Origin of the sequence: Microcoleus sp. FACHB-SPT15 (genome assembly GCF_014849525.1) — a bacterium.
GTDB classification, from domain to species: Bacteria; Cyanobacteriota; Cyanobacteriia; order Cyanobacteriales; family Coleofasciculaceae; genus Symplocastrum; species Symplocastrum torsivum.
The window spans coordinates 197,087-216,242 of the sequence record NZ_JACJNU010000070.1; the positions used below are offsets into that span (position 1 = coordinate 197,087).

Here is a 19,156-nt window from a genome sequence, read left to right on the forward strand (position 1 = left end):
TGGACAGTCAACAAACAACAAAACAATGACAGATACATTAAAGCTTGCAGTCAACGGGACATTAATGCACGGCTTGGAACTCAACGGTAACCTTCTAGCCGTAGGCGCGATTTTTGGGCGTGAGGCAACCACAGAACCCGCTTATCGACTTTGGTCAATTGATGACCGCTACCCAGCAATGATAAGGGTTTCAAGTGGAGGAGTTGCGATCGCTGTTGAAATCTGGCTAGTTCCAGCAGCCGGACTTGCCGCAATCTTGATGCAAGAACCACCAGGACTGAGTATTGGCAAGGTTCGCCTCGCTGATGGCGAAATCGTATTGGGAGTTTTAGGAGAACCAATCGCTTGTGAAAACAAGCAAGAGATTACCCAATGGGGTGGCTGGCGTGCCTACATTGAATCACTGGAAGCAAAACAATCATCACCCTTGGCTCAGACATAGAAGAGGTAAAACATGAGTGGACTAGGCGGTTTAAATAAATCACCCGATGGTGTCGTCATCGGTTTAGTGCAATTGCAACTGCCGAATGTAGTTACTCCCGACGACTTAGCCGCACAATGCGATCGCATTTGCACCATGGTTGCCAAAGCAAGACGCAATCTCCCAACAATGGATTTAGTCGTCTTCCCAGAATATGCCCTGCATGGTCTGTCGATGGACACCAATCCAGAAATCATGTGTCGCCTAGATGGAGTAGAAGTCCAGGCATTCCAAAAAGCTTGCCGAGATAACCAAATCTGGGGCTGCTTCTCAATCATGGAGTTCAATCCTCATGGCAACCCCTACAACAGCGGCATCATCATTGATGACAAAGGCGAACTAAAACTCTACTACCGCAAACTCCATCCTTGGGTACCCGTAGAACCCTGGGAACCCGGTAATCTCGGCATCCCTGTCTGCGAAGGACCGAACGGCAGCACCCTAGCCCTAATCATCTGCCACGACGGAATGTTCCCAGAAATGGCACGAGAATGTGCCTACAAAGGCGCAGACATCATGCTCCGCACAGCAGGCTACACCGCACCCATCCGTCATAGCTGGAAAATCACTAACCAAACCAACGCCTTCTGCAACTTAATGTACACCGCTTCCGTATGTATGTGCGGCACTGACGGCACCTTCGACTCAATGGGTGAAGGTATGATTGTCAACTTTGACGGCACCCCAATTGTCACAGGTAGCAGTCGCCCCAATGAAATCGTCACAGCAGAAATCCGACCCAAACTAGTCCAAGAAGCACGGCATCTCTGGAGCGTAGAAAACAACATCTACCAATTTGGTCATCGAGGATACGTCGCCGTCAAAGGTGGTGCCCAAGACTGCCCCTATACATATATGAAAGATTTAGTCAATGGCTGCTACCGACTACCGTGGGAAGACCAAGTAGTCCACACCGACGGCACCTCCTGCGGCTTCCCAGCACCCACAAGAGAATACCAAGGAGAAGAACTCCCGACGAGCGATCGCGTATCAAATGCGATCCGCTGATATCTAATCTGAAAATAGGTGGTAGGTGTTAGCTGTTAGGGGAGAGGGATTTTCATCGCAATGTTTATGTACTCCTGTTCCCCAACCTCACCCACATTCCCAAACCCTTGCAATAACCCAAAAAATCTTCTATTCACCCGCAAAAAAACCTTGTGCAGTGGGTCTGGGGGAGGCACTCCGTCCCCCAGTGGGGGGGTTTGGGGGGGGAACCTCCCCCCAATCCGGGTTTTTTCCAGCAACCACAAATACCAACAAACCATTAGAAAGCAAGTTAGTTAAACCTTACCTAAAACTTATTCACTACCTACAGAGGTCAACTATGGGACGTTTCATTGAAGCCGAACCTTATCCTTACCCCTACAACGGAGACTTACGTCCAGAAAACACAGCTCTACTAATCATCGACATGCAAGTCGATTTCTGCGGACACGGTGGCTATGTTGACAAAATGGGTTACGACCTCTCCCTAACTCGCGCCCCCATCGAACCAATCCAGCGAGTACTAGAAATAGCAAGAGCAAAAGGCTTCCCCATAATCCACACCCGCGAAGGACACCGCCCCGATCTCTCCGACTTACCAGAAAACAAACAATGGCGATCGCGTCAAATCGGAGCAGGCATTGGCGACCCCGGCCCCTGCGGCAAAATCCTAGTACGCGGTGAAATGGGCTGGGAAATCATCCCCGAACTCGCCCCCCTCCCCGGAGAAATCATCATCGACAAACCTGGAAAAGGCTCATTCTACGCCACAGACTTAGACCTAATCCTAAAGAGGAAAAGCATCCAAAACATCATCCTGACTGGTGTTACAACCGATGTCTGCGTCCACACCACCATGCGCGATGCCAACGATAGAGGTTACGAATGCCTACTGCTATCCGACTGCACCGCCGCAACCGACTACGGCAACTACCTCGCCGCCCTCAAAATGATCAAAATGCAAGGAGGTGTTTTTGGAGCCGTTGCCGACTCAAACGCTTTTATTGAAGCAGTTCATAGCTCTGGGCCATCAGCGGTCAGCACTCAGCTAGCTTCGAGTCGCCCATGAGCAGAAGTCAGACGTTCTCCACCTTACAACAATAGTTTTGAACTGTTAGTTATTAGTGACCAAAAAGCAGAACCAACAAACAACAAACTACTGACAACCAGATGAACACCATAACAGCCAGCACTCCTATACAGATAGATAAGCCATTAGAACTAGAAGTGGTGAACATGACCAAGCAATTTGGTACCTTCACCGCCTTAGATAATGTGTCAATGACACTGAAGCCAGGAACCTTTCACGCCTTACTTGGAGAAAATGGAGCTGGTAAAAGTACCTTAGTGAAGTGCATCATGGGTTTCTACACCCCTACCTCAGGTCAGGTGCTGATTGATCAACAAGTACGCAACATCAATAGTCCTCGTGATGCTCACCAATATGGCATCGGCATGGTTTACCAGCACTTTACCTCAGTTCCAGCGATGACCGTCGCGGAAAACCTTGTGTTGTCTCGCTTCGATAGCCCCAATCTAATTAACTGGAAACAGGAATACGAGCAGTTAAATGCCTTTATGCAAACGGCTCCTTTTCAAGTTCCTCTAGATGTTCCAATTGCTCAATTAGCCGCAGGGCAAAAGCAAAAGCTAGAAATTCTTAAACAAATTTATCTCAAAGTCCGCATTTTAATTTTGGATGAACCAACTTCTGTCCTTACCCCACAAGAAGCAGATGAAGTCTTAGGCTTACTTCGTCAAGAGGTAACGGCGGGACGGTTGAGTGTATTAATCATCAGCCACAAATTCCGAGAAGTGATGGCATTCTGTGATGAAATTACGGTGCTACGAAAGGGCAAATTTGCAGGTCGTGGTTTGGTAAAAGATCTCACCGTATCAGATATGTCTGAGATGATGATGGGAGAGAAACGGGAGCCAAAACAGGTTGAAAAAACTAAACTCAAAGCCACAAGTCCTGTCCTAGAAATTCAAAGCATCCATGCCAACAAAGACAATGGTTTAGAGGCTGTTTCCGGCGTAAACTTGACCGTCCACAGTGGCGAAATTGTTGGTATTGCGGGGATTTCTGGTAATGGTCAGCGGGAACTGGTGGAAGTACTAGCAGGGCAACGTCCGGCAACAGTAGGACAGATGTTGGTTAATGGTGAAGTTTATACCGCAACGCGATCGCAAATGTATCGGCATCGCATTTTCGCCCTACCGGAAGAACCCCTACGCAATGCCTGTGTAGCGCACATGAGTGTTGCTGAAAACATGGCACTGCGGACATTTGACCGTCCCCCCCAAGCCAAAGGATTGCTACTGATGTTCCAGGCAATGCGACAGATGGCTCAAGGTTTGATTGCTCGATTTTCAGTGAAAACACCTTCAACAGAAACACCAATTGGTAACCTTTCAGGAGGCAATGTGCAACGTGCTGTCCTAGCACGGGAACTCTCTGCCGAGTACATTCAGCTATTGATTGCAGCTAACCCTTGCTTTGGTCTAGATTTTGCGGCGGTAGAGTTCATTCACACTCAGATTGTTGAAGCACGAAACCGAGGCGTTGCCGTATTACTTGTAAGCGAAGATTTGGATGAATTGCTGAAACTCGCTGATCGAATTTTAGTAATTAGCGATGGCAAGTTTGTTTATGAAAGTGCGACAAGTAATGCTGATTTTGCCACGATTGGACGCAGTATGGCAGGACACTAATGCAACAAGTTTTAATTCTCAAAGACTTACTCAATATCGCAGTACGGCAAGATGAATTATCCTGGGAACCTTTCCGTACTGGGGTTGATATCTACCGACTCTATAAAGATGGAGAAAAAGGTGCAGCCGCTGCATTATTACGCTATCAACCCGGAGCAAGTGTCCCCCAACATGACCATATAGGTTTTGAACACATCTTCATTTTGTCTGGTTCACAAACTGATCAAAATGGTGAACACCAAGTAGGAACCCTTGTAATTAACCCACCAAGTAGTAACCACAAGGTTATTAGCCAAGACGGTTGTATTGTCCTGGCAATTTGGGAAAAACCGATTTCCATCACCAGTTGTGAAACCACTAACAACCAACAACTAAAATGACGATCCCCCCTAGTCCCCTTTTTTAAGGGGGGAACCGAGCTGTTCAAAGTCCCCCTTAAAAAGGGGAATTTAGGGGGATCGAACACTCTTTGATACTTTTTAGATATCCTTTAACCACAACAATGGTTTCAATCTCTGCTCAACCCTATAGTTATGAACTCCCTCTTAATGGGGCTTTAGCGTTAATCATCATTGATATGCAGCGAGATTTTCTCGAAGCAGGAGGCTTTGGCGATGCTTTGGGCAATGATGTAACGCGACTCCAGGCAATTGTTCCAACTCTCAAGCAGTTGTTAGAAGCCTTTCGGGCTAAACAACTCCCAATCTTTCACACGATTGAATGCCATCAACCTGATTTATCCGATTGTCCACCGTCAAAGCGGAATCGAGGGCAAAGCGCCCTAAAAATTGGGGATACAGGGCCAATGGGAAGGATTTTAGTTTTTGGTGAACCAGGGAATGGAATCATTCCAGAATTAGAACCCCTACCTGGTGAAACAGTAATTACTAAACCAGGGAAAGGTGCCTTTTACCAGACAAATTTAGAAGCCTTGCTACACAAACAGGGAATCACTCACCTGTTGATAACGGGAGTAACAACAGAAGTTTGTGTTCAGACTACTATGCGGGAGGCAAATGATCGCGGTTTTGAGTGCCTTATGGTTGAAGATGCAACTGAAAGCTATTTTCCAGAATTTAAACAATCGACACTGGCAATGATGACTGCTCAAGGCGGGATTATCGGTTGGACGGCACCTGCGGCAAATGTTCTACAAGCACTAGAAGTCTTAAGAGTTGTTGGTTGTTAGTTTACCTGAGTCAGGAGAAATGGTTGAACTAAAGCCACCCTACGCATGAGGGTGGCGAAGCGCAAATTGCAAAAATCGTATTTACTTTGAACGACTTGAATTCCTACTGGTTTCGCTTGCACGGGCAGAGTTGGGGCTAAGTTCTAAAAGTGAGCTAGTGGATCAGATTGGGCGTAGGGTTCTTATTGTTTCTCCTAATCCAGCAGCTAAGGACAATATAGAGGAGCCAGCACAGAGAGTAGATTAGCGATCGCCCGAACAGCAGTTAGACTTCTCAAATCGAGAGGTGGCAAGTGTTGTTGGAATTGGGAGGGAATGAGCGATCTCGCCCTCATTTCTGTGGCGATCGCCATTTCGATCGTAGCTTCAAGGGAGCATTCCAGTTCAGTAGACTTCTCCAAAAGGGCAGCTTTTATGTAATCAGGCAAATAATTAAGAAGCTGAGCGATCGCTTCTGGGGAAAGATGTTGAGTGCTGAGGGTATGAGTCATGATTCTCTAGAAATCTTTGCTGCTCGATTTTACATTGAGCGATCGTACTCCCATCCATATCCGCGATTGCCCTTCGACTCAGAGGATAGACGATCGCATTCAACAGCCATTGTGCACAGGATTTGCGACAAAAACGAGACGACAGCCAGTTGAATTCTATGTACTATATTTAGCCTTGATAAAAGTCTTTAACCCGTTAGGGGACAAACCTCAGTCGGGACTAGACTTTTGATTGTCATTCCTCTAAACTACGTTAAATCGGTAGGGATAGGTGATTAACTGAGGAAAATGCTAAAAGCGTGAGCAATCAACCGAGCGGTACTGGGTAAGTTACTCCCACTCGATTACAACAGGCGGCGCAAGAAGGATTTAAGTCTTTGGCATTTAAACCCATCACTCAGTTTTTTTTAGGAGGAAAAGCATGAGAAAGAAATCCATCAAAGGAAAATTTATTAGGACAAAGGCAAAGTTTTTGGTACTTCTTGCCTCATTGTTAGCGATCGCAATACCACTGCTACCGTTTTCACCAACAGCCGCTCAGACTTCACCTAAAATTCAATTTGTCTCGCCAGACTGGGTTACCGCTAATGCCAATGACCCCAATCTTCGTATCCTTGATGTCCGAATTAATCCATTTGACTACTTCATTGGACACATTCCCAACGCAGTTCACCTTGCTGAAAATACCCTGCGGGGACCGAATGGTGTTCTTCCCGTGCAGTATTGGCAACCAGAGAAAATAGTGCAGACATTATCCCAAGCTGGAGTGACAGACAATAGTCGCGTATTAATCTACTCCGATGGGCGAGATGTCTTAGGCGCAACAATGGTCGCCTACGCTCTAGAACGATTGGGACATACAAAGGAGGTAGCAGTACTCGATGGTGGCTTTGCAGGGTATGAAGCCAGTCAACCTGTAACCAAAGAATTTCCTAACTACAAGCAAGGGAAACTAACGCTACGAGATAACAGTTCGATTCGGGTAACTCTAAATGAAGTGAAAAGCTTGATTGGCAAACCTGGAGTCACCTTCATCGACCCCAGACCGCCAAAGGTATTCCAGGGTGAGGAAAACATTTGGGTCCGCAACGGGCATATTCCAGGCGCAAAAAATCTTCCTTGGCCTACCTTTACCGTCGGAAACGCAGCTACCGATGAAGGTAATTTTCACCAGTTGAAACCCTTAAGCGAAATTCAGAAGCTGTTAACTGACCGAAGGATTAGTCCAGACCAAGACATCATTGTGACGTGCAGCACGGGACGCGAAGCAACGCTACAATATGTCGTCCTTAAACACTTGCTAGGTTATCCCAAAGTGAGAATCTACGAAGGCTCGTGGACTGAGTATAGTTCTCAGCCGGACTTACCAGTAGCGACTGGTCCAGAAAAGGCTGCATAGTAACAAAATGCTATTTACGAGCAGTTTGTCAGTCAGATAAGTTGTTGTGCATTTAAATTGCAGTTTGGAATCGCTAAAAGGCTTAGCTCTATCGGTTCGCACGATTTTGGCTTTAGACTTGCTCAATACCCTCCTCCGCTATATCAAAAGTAGCTGGTGGAGGATTTGTTTCCTTCATCAGTTAACCTCTAATTGCCTGAAGTATTTGGAACCCATGGAGGTTTTTAACCATGAAACTCAGTATTTTATCAATCGTGGGACTACTAACCGCGTTCAGTTTAGTTACCTCCGTTATCGCTGAAAGTGCGAATCCGGAGAGTATTGTTAGTTGCGGTCCGACTCCGAGTCCCGATCGCAAACCGCCAAATCCAGACCAACCCACTACCTAAGCCAATGGCTATTCAATGTGCCTGGTGAGAGGCAGGAAACGCAGGATGAGAGGATTATGCCATGGCTAGACCCTCCTCTCACAAACCATCTAAGTAAAAGGCGATCGCTTCTTTTTAAGCAATTGCTCTTGAAAATCTCGTGTACATTAAAGAGCTATTTGTCGCGTTTAAATACTTGTTGTCCCGGTCAAACCCTCGTACAGCAAAGGCTTTAGCCTTGACACTAGCTGCTTAAATTAGACAAAAATCTCTCCTTTGTAGTACAAATATACTACAAAAACACTACAAATTTTATTTACTCAGTCTTACATGCGGATGAAAGGACTTGAACCTTCACACCTTGCGGTACTAGAACCTAAATCTAGCGCGTCTGCCAATTCCGCCACATCCGCGAACATCGCCTTGGCTATCATAGCAAAAACTTGAGCATTATATGAACTTAAGTCAAAAGACGACAACGCCCTGCTTAAACGCTGCCGTCCTGGTTAATGAAGCTTAAGTTCTCACAATCAAAGACCTGCTTAGGTTTGAGGAGGCAGAATCACTTTGTCAACAGCGTGGATAACACCATTGCTTGCCTCAATATCTGGCTGAGTCACTGTTGCATCATTCACTTTAACGGCACTACTGGCGCTATCCACCTGAATGTTGACGGGTGTTCCCTCAACAGTGACTACTTCTCCAGGCTTGATTTGGCTAGAAGTCACTTCACCCGGTACCACATGGTAAGTCAGAAGCTGCACCAACTGATCTTTGTTTTCCGGCTTCAACAAGTTGTCTACTACCCCATCTGGCAAAGCTTCAAACGCAGCATCAGTTGGAGCAAAGACTGTATAAGGTCCTTGTGCTGATAGCGTTTCAGTTAAATCGGCGGCTTCAACGGCTTTAGTGAACGTTTTAAAGGAATCATTGGTAGATGCTAACTCTACAATTGTTCCGCTCGCTGCGGCATCAGGAGAGGCTGTAACGGCTGGACTATTTGCCGGAGGTGCCTCAGGAGCTTCAGCAACAGGTGATTGGCTGACATTAGCCTCTGGTGTATTTTGGCTACAAGCAGATAACGCAGCGACACTGCTCAAACTCACGAGTCCAACGAGAACGATCTTGGAGATACCGTTGATACGTTTCATATGGGATTCTGGGGTGCAGATAATGTTAAGAACTTTTAACAACCCTAACTACTTCTTAACATTAATGCCCTCAGCCTTCCGGAGGGCGATCGCTTCTACCCCCAGACAGACACAGAACGATCGCTTTCTCATTAAGCGATCGCCCAAAATCTATTTCTTCATAATGCTCAACAGCTAAAAGCTTCCTGCTTCACCCCATCAGCAGGGACTCACCACCATCAATCCACATTTCTGTTCCCGTGATGTGGCTAGAAGCATCCGAGGCTAAAAATAACACTAGCTGTGCTACTTGTTCAGATGAACCCGGTTTGCCGTCCGTTAACGGAATTTTTCCTTCAGGAAATTCCACAGGTTCGCGAATCTCGTCTAAATCTCGTTGCTCAGTACTTTCTTCAATATTCGTTGTAATTGCTCCTGGGCAAACAACGTTAACACGGACGCGGTGTTCTGCAAGTTCCAGAGCAACCATTTTAGTAAAGGCTACCTGAGCCGCTTTGGTACAGGAATAAGCCGTAGCCCCCGTATTGCTGAAGATGCGAGTCCCGTTGACGGACGATGTCACAATAACTGAGCCACCCTGTTTTTTTAGATACGGCACGGCATACTTGACAGTCAAAAATGTTCCTTTGAGATTGACGTTGATTGTCTTGTCCCACTCATCAGGTTCCAGTTCCTCCAAAGGTGCCCAAACGCCATTAATCCCAGCGTTGGCAAAGACAATATCAAGACGCCCCCATTGATTCACAATCTTTTGAACCGCTTGTTGCATCTCATCAGGTTGTGAGATATCAGCCCCTACGGGAATGGCTTCCCCACCAGCATCTTTTATCTGAGTAACGGTTTCTTGGAGTTCATCCTCCGTTCTACCCAGCGCCGCAATTTTTGCACCTTCTTTCGCCAGCAGCAGTGCGGCTGCCTTGCCAATGCCGGAACCGGCACCCGTGATTAACGCGACTCTTTCTGCCAGTTGCATCGGCTTTTTCTCCTTCGATTCTCTAACCTGATGGTTAAACATCGGGAAAGGCTGAACATCCCTCTTGTGATGGAAGTCTGGAGGTGTCGCGTTTAGAGTGTGTATACTCAACTACCGGCTGTAGCAAGAGCCTTATCGTGCTAGTTCCTCACTCGATGTAAACGGTGTCAAACGGGGGTAGAATCTCAAGTCTTGCAATAAAATCAAAAAGTTTGAAAGAGTCCAGCCATGTCATTCCATGAACAGAACATCGAAGCCTTTATTCAGTTGTTGAAAAATCAGCGATCGCTTTTTTCGGCTCAACATCGGGCAAGCTTAGATAAACTTGCCGCTACTCTTCCCGATGATGAAGAAAAGATATCAGAAGCGATCGCTTCTTGGTACGAGCAACACCCAAAAATTCTTGACGCTCAGCTAGATATCCTCAATACCCTGCTTACTAACGAAATCAACGTCAGTAAAGCGATTGCTAGAACCGACTCCAGCGCTAGCAGCGAAGAGGAAAATTACCGAAAAAAGCTGATTGACGCGATTAAAACAAGTGCCAGATAAAACAAAATAAGTCTGCCTAGGCAGACTTACTTCCATCCAACAGCGACTCAACTAACTAAAGTATTCGCTATACCTCGACTTTTACCCCTTTCCAGAAAGCGATATAGCCTTCAATGTTCTTCGCCTTGTCTTTTGCCGTTGGGTAATACCAGGCAGCATCCTTGTTCTGTTGCCCATCCACTTCGATGGTGTAATAACTGGCTTGTCCTTTCCAAGGACAGCTAGTGTGGGTACTGCTTTCTTGAAAATACTGCTTATTGATCGAGTCGGGCGGGAAATATTGGTTCCCTTCCACAACTTCGCACTTGTCGCTCTCGGCGAGAACTGCACCATTCCAGATTGCTTTTGGCATTGTTACTTTACTTAATAAACGTTCCAAATACTATTATGAGGCGAAGCGAGGGTAGCTAGTACAAGAAGGCAGTCCCGATGAAAAAATTTCACAGCCATGAATGAAAATCTTTATTTTCAAGTCAGAGGGCAGAAGGCAGAAAAAACAAAGGCTTATACTTTCTACTTTTGGCTCTGTTGTAACGGGTTACTTATTTCTGCAGCGCTGCACCAGTGCCACTGGGCAAAAATGACTCACCAGTTAATCTTTAAGTACGAGTAAAACTTAGTCGTGAGCTTATGGATATTTTAATTGTTGAGGATGAACCAGAAATCGCCAAGCTCATCCAGCTAGCTTTAGAACGAGAAGGGTTTTCCTGCCACTGGTGTCGTGATGGACTAGAAGCTTTGCAGGCGTTTGGGAAGCAGCAACCCGATGTCATTATTTTGGATTTAATGCTTCCTGGGTTGGATGGTTTGGAGCTATGTGCGAGAATTCGTCAAAAACCAGGTGCAAAAGACCCTTATATTTTGATGCTGACCGCTAGAGGGGAGGAAATTGACCGTGTAATCGGTTTATCGACTGGCGCGGATGATTACATGGTCAAACCGTTTAGCCCAACAGAACTGGTTGCGAGAGTTCGGGCACTACTACGGCGTAGTCTACGACATGGCGGACAGCATCTGGTTTACCAGACTCAACATTTTGCTGTTGATGTAGATCAACGCATTGCGACACGCCAACTCGATGCTGGCAAGTCAGAAGCTTTAGACTTAACAACGCTAGAATTTAACCTTCTAGCAACGTTTATCAGTCAGCCAGGTCGTGTCTGGAACCGGACTCAGCTCATCGATAAACTTTGGGGTGATGACTTTTTTGGGGATGAACGGGTGGTAGATACGCATGTGGCGCGGTTACGGAAAAAAATAGAGCCTGACCCAGCTAATCCAACATTTGTAAAGACAGTTATCGGTGTCGGCTATAAGTTTGAAGATGTAGCTGTTGCTTAAAGCGATGAGTAAGACTGGTTTACGTAAAACGAAGTCTTTGCCCCTGGTATCACGCCTCTTCCTCTCTCATCTCCTAGTCATGATGGTGGCGGTGAGTTCTCTTGTGATCATTGGTAAGTTGTCTTCCCCTCGTTTCTTTGTTTTGCATCTGCAACAACTCGAAGGTAGAGGGGTTACTTTACGCTATGCCCGTACCAATTTAATCAAAGGGTTTGAAACCGCTTGGAATCGCAGCACGTTCTGGGCAGTGATTGCGGGTGGCACAGCGGCGGGTGGACTTAGTTATTGGGTTTCTAAACGGATTGTGCAACCTTTGACTCAGATTGAGCAAATTACTCAAAGGTTTGCCGCAGGGCATTTGGATGAACGACTGCCGCCGAGTGAGATTCCCGAAATCAATCAACTGACGACCAGTTTTAACCGTATGGCAGTCAGTTTAGAAGATGTGGAACATAGACGTAGAGAACTAGTAAGTGACCTCACTCATGAATTGCGAACTCCGTTAACTGTTCTTCGTGGTTATCTAGAAGAACTTGCAGATGCCCGGATTGAGCCAACTCCAGAGGTTTATCAGCAACTAGCAAAAGAGACCAGACGCTTAGAACGCTTAATCAATGATTTGCAGGAACTTTCCAAGGCAGAAGCTGGCTATCTGCCGATTCATTTGCAAGTGGTTAACTTGCGTCCGTTGTTAGAGTCGCTAGTACAAAAATTTTCTGACCAGTTGCTGGAAGATGGGCCAGTATTACGATTGGAATGTCCTGACCAACTACCGAGTGTACTCGCTGACCCTGATCGTGTAGAACAGGTTCTGGTTAATCTTATTGGTAATGCCCTAACTTACACTAAAGCTGGTTCGATTACTGTTCAGGCTTGGACAGACGCTGAAGGAGCAACTAGCCGTTTACCTCGACTGTGGATTGCGGTGACGGACACGGGAATTGGGATCGCCGCCCAAGATTTGCCCCATGTTTTTGAGCGTTTCTGGCGTGCTGAAAAGTCTCGAAATCAGCACACTGGAGGCACTGGTATTGGTCTTGCAATTTCTCAACGCTTGGTTGAACTGCAAGGTGGGCAGCTTGAAGTCGAAAGTCAACTCGGTATAGGCAGTACATTTCGGTTTTACTTGCCTTTGGCATAAGTTGACTGGATTGGGATAACGACAAGTGAATACCATAAACATTTGCTGTACCAAATATTTGCTTATTTTCTCTCCCTATTCTTGCCAAGCCGCATCGCTGTAAAATGAGGCAGCAAGCTGTTGTTTCTGATTTTCTGATAACCAAGATGACTCTATTCCATGAATAATCAGCATCCGGATATCATGGCGAGAAAAGCCTAGTTTTTCTTCTAGTAGTTGATACTCTTGGGCTAAGGAGTTATTAAACATTTTGGGGTCATCGGTATTGATAGTTACGACGATACCCCGCTCAAAATAGCGTTTTACTGGGTGCGCTTCCAGAGATGAGACTACCCCTGTTCTCAGATTAGAAAGGGGACACATCTCTAGGGGAATTTGGTGTTCAGCTAAGTAGTCAAGCAGAGACTCATCTTCCTCAGCGCGAGTTCCATGTCCGATGCGATCGCATTGTAAACTGCGGATAGCTCCCCAAATACTCTCAGCTCCTGCTACTTCTCCTGCATGGGCACTGGTATGAAAGCCAAGCTGACGTGCTTTATCATACACTTGGGCAAATGGTTCTGGTGGATACTCATGTTCTGAACCGCCAATACCAATCCCAATAACACCCAAACTCTTGACCTCACTGACCTCTGCCAGTGTCACAGCTGCTCTCTCTGGTCCAAAATCTCGAATCAAATCGGCTACTAATGCCACTTCAATGCCTGGAACTTGAGCAAGTCCTTTCCCGATGGCTTCAGTTAACTCCTGGGTTTTTAAGCCATGCCGAGCAAAATCACCTGGGGAATAAAAGGCTTCTACATAGCGAATATTTTGCTGCTCTAGGTCTTGTGCAATGGCTTTTGCAATAAAGGTGAAGTCTTCGTACTCTCGGAGAAACTGGTTTTTCCAAAGCCAAGTGTCAATAAAGTGAGGAAAATCGCGGTATTTAAACCGTTGTTGGAGTGCTTCAAGGGTTGAAACTGATGGGTCACCTCCATATTTTTGTACAAGTTCCCACAAGGCTTCATGGGGAATTGCTCCCTCTAAGTGTAGGTGCAATTCAACTTTCGGGACTTGCTCAAACCAGGTTTTTCCTGAACATAAAGCCATATTAGTAGCTTGATTCATCTTAAAAGTGTAAGCATTTCTACTGACTTGGAGTAACAATAAAGTTTTACTCTGTAGTCGCGTCAAGATAAGCACTAAGAAGAAAAGCTATCATAAGCCAGAGCGTTGCCGTTTTAGCAAGTCAATAATATCTTTTCAATAATTTAACGAGAGCCTGTGGGAAATCCCCCAGTCGTTTCACGTCAGGGGGATGAAAACAGGGGAAACCGGAGAAACGGAGGTTTCCAAATTCTTCAGTATTGGTTTTATCGCTAATTGCAATAGATGGTAAAATAGAGCCAGGAGGTAAGTTGAGTGTTGCATAGAGCCGTCAAAGTTCGCTTATACCCAACGTCAGAGCAAGAAGTGCTGTTAGCTCAACACTTCGGATGCGCTCGGTGGTGGTGGAACTATGCGCTCAATAAGTCTGTTGAAACTTACCGGGATACTGGGAAGGGACTAGGACGCTCAGCCCTCAACGCACTTCTACCGAAGCTCAAAAAAGATGAGGAAACGGCATGGTTGGTTGAGTGCTACAGCCAAGTTTTACAGGCTGTCACCCTCAACCTGACCAAGGCATACAAGAACTTCTTTGATGGTCGTGCGAGATTTCCACGATTCAAGTCAAAGCACAGCAGACAGTCTATCCAGTATCCTCAGAACGTCAAAGTAGAGAAGGGTGCGGTCTCGCTGCCGGGAAAAGTAGGCATAGTAAAAGCCAAAATTCACAGGTCTATCGAGGGGACAATCAAAACTGTCACGGTAAGTAAAGACCCGTCAGGCAAATACTATGCATCTATCCTGACCGAAGTAGAGGGAGAGCCTCCTACTCCTTCAGTTGAAGGTAGAGTGATTGGAGTTGACCTGGGTTTGACCCATTTTGCGATTACCAGTGACGGCAGCAAAGTGTCTAAGTATGAAAACCCTAGACACCTTGCCAAGCATGAGAAAAACCTCAAACGCAAGCAGAAAAAATTAGCCAGAAAACTTTCAAGGAGTAATTCAAGACACAAATATAGCTCGGTTGTTGCTAAAGTTTACGAGCGGATGAGTAACTCAAGAGCGGATTTTCTACATAAGCTTTCACGGAAGCTCGTCAATGAAAACCAAGTTGTCGCAATAGAGAATCTTCATGTCAAAGGCATGGTTCGTAATCACAATCTAGCTGCATCAATATCTGATGCAGGTTGGGGAACGTTCACTAACTTCTTAGCTTACAAACTGGAGAAGAAAGGTGGAGTGTTGGTTGAGATTGATCGTTGGTTCCCCAGTTCCAAGCTCTGTTCTAATTGTTACTACCAGATTGATGAGTTACCTCTGGATGCGAGGGAGTGGAGTTGCCCTCACTGTGTAACTCGTCATGACCGGGATGGAAATGCCGCAACGAATATCAGAGCCGAAGGGATCAGAATGCTAAAGGTGGATGGAACGTCCATCTCTGCTGATGGAGGGGAAGTAAGACCAAAAGCTGGACGCAAGTCTGTCTTGAGGCATTCCCCGTTGAAGTCAGAAACTGCCAGTGCCTTACGGCTCAGGCAGTAGTTCATAACTCAAGACTGACCATCACGACGCCCCAGTTCATAGACACCACACCCCATACAGGCAAGGATACCCATACTAATTGCCCAGCTACGACCTAGACTCAGTTCAACGCCCCAGTTACACAAGCTACCAATAAGTAAAAAAGGCACAATACTCAACAGTGAGGCGTATAAAGCATTTTGTGCTTCTCTACCCTTACGAGTTTTCTCAAATTCCTCCACTGAGGTATAGAGCAATCGTTCAGCAAAGTTAAACCAACGATTGAGTTGCTCCATCACCCACTGGGTTAAGGACGAGAAGCTTAAATACAGTGCCAGCGACCACAAAGATGCACCTGCGATCGCACTAGCATCTAGATCAAATCGGAACGGGAATAGTTGAGTCAGCATCGGTTGAGGGACAGGCTCAGTTGCGGTAGATAGAAGCCTATTCAGGCATCTTAACAAAACTACAGGATTCTGAATACTTACAAAGTCTCAAACCTGTCTAAGAGTAGAAATTGAACACTTCGCAAACCTTTAATAGGGTGTTGACAGAGCAATACTCTAGAGTATGATCTTGCGAAGAATTAAATTTGTGTGAGCAAAAAATTCACGAAACAAACTCTTACTACTCAAAACACAGTAGAGGGTGTGAACGATTGCTTGGGTGTCAGCTACTGAACCATAGCCACCACCAATCATGAGAGTGAACAAATGCAGCAAGCGTCTAAACCCCAATGGAATCGAAAGCACAAGAGGTTACTTCTAAGCCTTTTATTTTTGCTAGGGCTGACTATGAGCAGTTTTATTACGCTAGGAGAGGTGAGGCATGAATCGGTGAGTGCCTCAGAAGCTAAGTCAGTTCAGGCAGCAAACTCCAATTCCTGGAAAGGAGCTTCCTTTCCTGTAGAAAATTTTCAAGGCTACACCTCTGGTTTCGGCTACCGTCGCTCGGCTACAGGCGGTTCTGGTAGGGAATTTCATCGAGGCTTAGACATGGCAGCGCCCGACGGAAGTTACATCCGCAACTGGTGGACGGGTCAGGTTGTTGAAGTCTCTGATAATACGCTCTGCGGCACTTCAATCAAAATCCAGTCAGGAGAGTGGACACACATCTACTGCCACATGAAAGGACACGTTGAAGGAGGGTCAAGTGGTCGTTACTTAATAGACCGTACTGCTGGTATTCAAATCTGGGAAGGTCAACAAATACCAGTTGGCGCAAGAATTGGTCGAATTGGGATGACAGGTCGAACGACTGGGCCTCATCTACATTGGGGTCTAAAGTACGCTGACCAATATGTAGACCCTGCGACTGTACTTCGGGCAATGTACAGTGACCAAGCGAGTGCTGGGACGGTTTCCAGTAACCTGCAACAGCGAGACTAAACAGAAAGCGGCGGGAAACTCCTGCCTTCTACGAAGGTGAGGAATAGCCGTCCGCCGCTTTGTTGTTTGTTGTTTGTTGTTTGTTAAAGAATACGAATAACCAATAACCAACAACAAATAACGCTTTGATCCACGTCCTTGCTTACAAGGGATGAGTTAACCAGAAACGACTAACTTTTCCCCTTGTAACTGGCTTTGCTCATTCATAATTTCCAGCAACTGGTCACCGTCAATTGTTTCTTCCTCAATCAACAGCTCAACTAATTGGTCAATGACAACGCGATTGTCACGGATGATTTGACGAGCTTTGTCATGGCAATGTTCAACAATTGTGTGGACTTGGGCATCAATCCGGGCAGAAATTTCCTCTGAGTATTCCGCCGATCTCGACATGAAGCCACCACCCAGAAAGACTTCTCCTCCTTGCGTTTCTAAGGACAGAGGGCCTAAGTCACTCATTCCGAATCGTGTCACCATTTGCCTTGCCAAAGACGTAATGGTTTGCAAGTCACCACCAGCACCTGTTGTCACTTCGGCATCGCCAAAAACTTCTTCCTCTGCTGCCCTACCCCCTAAGGCGGCAGTGATACGCGCTAGTAGCTGGGCACGGGAAACTAACCCCTGTTCTTCATTGGGGGTAAACCAGGTAAGACCACGGGCTTGTCCACGAGGAATGAGGGTGACCTTTTGTACAGGGTCATGTTGGGGTAGCAAGGTGCCAATGACAGCATGACCGACTTCGTGGTAGGCAATCAAGCGCTTGCTTTTGCTGTCTACCAAGGGGGTGCCTTCCATCCCGGCGACAACGCGGTCAACAGCGTCGTTAATCTCCAACATGGTGATCGCATCTTTGCGACGTCGGGCGGTAAGGATTGCCGCTTCGTTGAGTAGGTTGGCAAGATCTGCACCTGTAAATCCAGGAGTACGCCGTGCGATCGCTTCTAGAGAAACTTCTGGGGCAATCTTTTTATTACGAGCGTGGACTTCCAGGATTCCCTGCCGGCCATTGAGGTCAGGCGCATCGACCATCACTTGCCGATCAAAGCGTCCTGGACGCAAGAGGGCGGAATCAAGAACATCCGGACGGTTAGTCGCTGCGATGATGATAATCCCAGTATTCCCTTCAAACCCGTCCATCTCTGTGAGCAACTGGTTCAGGGTTTGCTCTCTCTCATCGTTTCCTCCACCGATACCTGCACCACGCTGCCTACCAACAGCATCAATTTCATCAATGAAGATGAGGCAAGGAGCGTTTTCTTTGGCTTTCTTGAACAAGTCACGGACGCGGGAAGCACCAACGCCAACGAACATTTCAACGAATTCACTTCCAGAGATACTGAAGAAAGGCACTCCAGCTTCGCCTGCGATCGCTTTTGCCAGGAGAGTTTTTCCCGTACCTGGTGGCCCAACTAAGAGGACACCTTTAGGAATTTTTGCTCCAACAGCCGTAAAGCGTTCGGGTTGTTTGAGGAAGGTAACCACTTCTTGCAGTTCTTCTTTAGCTTCTTCGATTCCGGCAACATCGTTGAAGATTACGCCAGTTTTCGCTTCCATTTGGAACCGTGCCCTGGATTTACCGAAATTTAAAGCTTGACCTGAGCTATTGCTAGAACGCCGCAGAATCATCATTAATCCTGCAAGTAACAATAAGAGCAAAAATAAATTCGCAACAAGCCCCAAGGCAGCAGAGTTATCTGCCGTAGGCTCTACATCAAATTCAACTTTGTTGTTGCGGAGTCTCTCAATTAGCTCAGAATTTTGCTCAAGCAAAACCACTTCTTGTGGAGCGTCACTCTCTTTCTGCCCCACTAGATTGACTTTAGCAACCCTTGTCGCTGGGTCAATTTCTACTTTAGTAACTTCGCCCGCATCAACCTTTTGCAACAACTGCCCATAGCTGAGAGACTTCTGCTCAGTCTGCTGCGCTTGAACTGGAGTACCTAGCATTACTCCTTGAAAAATCAGCAAACTGGCGGCAAGACGCCAGAAGTTGCGTGGCGCGACTTTTGGCTTCTGTTGCTTCGAGACAAGCGCCTGCGTCTCTCCTTCCTTTCTCAAATCACTGGTTGGTTGGTTTCCCATCCATGCCCTCATCCAGGAACTGTTTTTCATTTTTCATTTCCTTGTGCGTCCTGCCTTGACTCAACTCTTATTTAAAGCGCGTTACGCTCCGATCGCCTGACGTGGAGTTGAACTATCTAGTTTCTAGTGTAACTTTCTCAATTCTTGCCGTAGCTTTCCATCCGGCAATGGATTGATTTGTGATACTAATCCCAAGTTTTAAGGTCAAGGGTAATTTTAATTTTGTTGACTGTTCGTTCACGCTTGCTGACAACACATGGGGTTGTTATGGGTGAGGAAGCAACG

At 46.4% G+C, this 19,156-nt stretch carries 21 protein-coding genes and 1 tRNA gene; 14 read left to right on the plus strand and 8 right to left on the minus strand.

Going from position 1 to position 19,156, the window contains the following annotated elements:
* The first annotated feature begins 25 nt into the window (after window positions 1-25).
* The 6 genes from H6F98_RS31110 to H6F98_RS31135 all read left to right on the plus strand — a co-directional run bounded on the left by H6F98_RS31110 (window position 26) and on the right by H6F98_RS31135 (window position 5,372).
* The gene (locus H6F98_RS31110; protein WP_192222603.1) at window positions 26-442 is read left to right on the plus strand and encodes a gamma-glutamylcyclotransferase; all 417 of its coding nucleotides are present in this window, start codon (window positions 26-28) and stop codon (window positions 440-442) included.
* Between the two features lie 12 nt (window positions 443-454).
* Window positions 455-1,489, plus strand: a complete 1,035-nt coding sequence (locus tag H6F98_RS31115) for a formamidase (protein ID WP_192222604.1) — start codon at window positions 455-457, stop codon at window positions 1,487-1,489.
* Between the two features lie 319 nt (window positions 1,490-1,808).
* A complete protein-coding gene (locus H6F98_RS31120) occupies window positions 1,809-2,537 on the plus strand; it encodes a cysteine hydrolase family protein (protein ID WP_192222605.1) in 729 nt (242 codons plus the stop codon).
* Window positions 2,538-2,638: 101 nt separating this feature from the next.
* Window positions 2,639-4,183, plus strand: a complete 1,545-nt coding sequence (locus tag H6F98_RS31125) for an ABC transporter ATP-binding protein (RefSeq protein ID WP_192222606.1) — start codon at window positions 2,639-2,641, stop codon at window positions 4,181-4,183.
* Entirely contained in the window at window positions 4,183-4,563 is a 381-nt protein-coding gene (locus tag H6F98_RS31130; RefSeq protein ID WP_192222607.1) for a cupin domain-containing protein, read from the plus strand. Before H6F98_RS31125 ends, H6F98_RS31130 begins: the two co-directional genes overlap by 1 nt.
* A 122-nt stretch (window positions 4,564-4,685) precedes the next feature.
* Complete coding sequence (locus tag H6F98_RS31135; protein WP_192222608.1) at window positions 4,686-5,372, plus strand: cysteine hydrolase family protein; 687 nt, start codon at window positions 4,686-4,688, stop codon at window positions 5,370-5,372.
* 206 nt (window positions 5,373-5,578) lie between these two features.
* On the opposite strand, the gene H6F98_RS31140 is transcribed toward H6F98_RS31135, so the two are convergent.
* Window positions 5,579-5,863, minus strand: a complete 285-nt coding sequence (locus H6F98_RS31140) for a hypothetical protein (protein ID WP_192222767.1) — start codon at window positions 5,861-5,863, stop codon at window positions 5,579-5,581.
* Between the two features lie 421 nt (window positions 5,864-6,284).
* On the opposite strand from H6F98_RS31140, the gene H6F98_RS31145 reads away from it, so the two are divergent.
* Together H6F98_RS31145 and H6F98_RS31150 are read left to right on the plus strand one after the other, a co-directional pair.
* Window positions 6,285-7,262 carry a sulfurtransferase gene (locus tag H6F98_RS31145; protein ID WP_192222609.1) on the plus strand — a complete coding sequence of 326 codons (978 nt, stop codon included), beginning with the start codon at window positions 6,285-6,287 and terminating at the stop codon, window positions 7,260-7,262.
* Between the two features lie 230 nt (window positions 7,263-7,492).
* Window positions 7,493-7,651 (plus strand): hypothetical protein, encoded by a 159-nt coding sequence (locus H6F98_RS31150; protein ID WP_192222610.1) that lies wholly within the window; start codon window positions 7,493-7,495, stop codon window positions 7,649-7,651.
* Between the two features lie 310 nt (window positions 7,652-7,961).
* Here H6F98_RS31150 and H6F98_RS31155 read toward each other — a convergent pair.
* Together H6F98_RS31155 and H6F98_RS31160 are read right to left on the minus strand one after the other, a co-directional pair.
* Window positions 7,962-8,043 (minus strand) — tRNA-Leu (locus H6F98_RS31155).
* Between the two features lie 129 nt (window positions 8,044-8,172).
* Window positions 8,173-8,781 (minus strand): fasciclin domain-containing protein, encoded by a 609-nt coding sequence (locus H6F98_RS31160; protein ID WP_192222611.1) that lies wholly within the window; start codon window positions 8,779-8,781, stop codon window positions 8,173-8,175.
* Between the two features lie 22 nt (window positions 8,782-8,803).
* On the opposite strand from H6F98_RS31160, the gene H6F98_RS31165 reads away from it, so the two are divergent.
* Window positions 8,804-8,959: a hypothetical protein gene (locus tag H6F98_RS31165; protein WP_192222612.1), complete on the plus strand. Its 156-nt coding sequence runs from the start codon at window positions 8,804-8,806 to the stop codon at window positions 8,957-8,959.
* 12 nt (window positions 8,960-8,971) lie between these two features.
* Here H6F98_RS31165 and H6F98_RS31170 read toward each other — a convergent pair whose 3' ends face one another.
* Entirely contained in the window at window positions 8,972-9,796 is an 825-nt protein-coding gene (locus H6F98_RS31170; protein WP_242058779.1) for an SDR family NAD(P)-dependent oxidoreductase, read from the minus strand.
* Window positions 9,797-9,982: 186 nt separating this feature from the next.
* Between H6F98_RS31170 and H6F98_RS31175 the strand changes: the two genes are divergently transcribed.
* A complete protein-coding gene (locus H6F98_RS31175) occupies window positions 9,983-10,306 on the plus strand; it encodes a hypothetical protein (protein ID WP_192222613.1) in 324 nt (107 codons plus the stop codon).
* 67 nt (window positions 10,307-10,373) lie between these two features.
* On the opposite strand, the gene H6F98_RS31180 is transcribed toward H6F98_RS31175, so the two are convergent.
* A complete protein-coding gene (locus H6F98_RS31180; protein ID WP_192222614.1) occupies window positions 10,374-10,658 on the minus strand; it encodes a DUF427 domain-containing protein in 285 nt (94 codons plus the stop codon).
* 278 nt (window positions 10,659-10,936) lie between these two features.
* On the opposite strand from H6F98_RS31180, the gene H6F98_RS31185 reads away from it, so the two are divergent.
* Both H6F98_RS31185 and H6F98_RS31190 read left to right on the plus strand, forming a co-directional pair.
* Window positions 10,937-11,647, plus strand: coding sequence for a response regulator transcription factor (locus tag H6F98_RS31185; protein ID WP_192222615.1), 711 nt, complete (start codon window positions 10,937-10,939; stop codon window positions 11,645-11,647).
* Between the two features lie 4 nt (window positions 11,648-11,651).
* Window positions 11,652-12,788, plus strand: a complete 1,137-nt coding sequence (locus H6F98_RS31190; protein ID WP_192222616.1) for a cell wall metabolism sensor histidine kinase WalK — start codon at window positions 11,652-11,654, stop codon at window positions 12,786-12,788.
* Between the two features lie 75 nt (window positions 12,789-12,863).
* Here the strand turns inward: H6F98_RS31190 and add are convergent, their stop codons facing one another.
* Window positions 12,864-13,880, minus strand: coding sequence for an adenosine deaminase (add, locus tag H6F98_RS31195; RefSeq protein ID WP_192222617.1), 1,017 nt, complete (start codon window positions 13,878-13,880; stop codon window positions 12,864-12,866).
* Between the two features lie 312 nt (window positions 13,881-14,192).
* Between add and H6F98_RS31200 the strand changes: the two genes are divergently transcribed.
* Entirely contained in the window at window positions 14,193-15,419 is a 1,227-nt protein-coding gene (locus H6F98_RS31200) for an RNA-guided endonuclease TnpB family protein (protein WP_192222618.1), read from the plus strand.
* Between the two features lie 8 nt (window positions 15,420-15,427).
* Here H6F98_RS31200 and H6F98_RS31205 read toward each other — a convergent pair whose 3' ends face one another.
* Window positions 15,428-15,808 carry a hypothetical protein gene (locus H6F98_RS31205; RefSeq protein ID WP_192222619.1) on the minus strand — a complete coding sequence of 127 codons (381 nt, stop codon included), beginning with the start codon at window positions 15,806-15,808 and terminating at the stop codon, window positions 15,428-15,430.
* Window positions 15,809-16,195: 387 nt separating this feature from the next.
* On the opposite strand from H6F98_RS31205, the gene H6F98_RS31210 reads away from it, so the two are divergent.
* Window positions 16,196-16,789 (plus strand): M23 family metallopeptidase, encoded by a 594-nt coding sequence (locus H6F98_RS31210; RefSeq protein ID WP_242058780.1) that lies wholly within the window; start codon window positions 16,196-16,198, stop codon window positions 16,787-16,789.
* Window positions 16,790-16,945: 156 nt separating this feature from the next.
* On the opposite strand, the gene ftsH is transcribed toward H6F98_RS31210, so the two are convergent.
* Complete coding sequence (gene ftsH, locus H6F98_RS31215; protein WP_396814161.1) at window positions 16,946-18,901, minus strand: ATP-dependent zinc metalloprotease FtsH; 1,956 nt, start codon at window positions 18,899-18,901, stop codon at window positions 16,946-16,948.
* Window positions 18,902-19,156 lie beyond the last annotated feature (255 nt).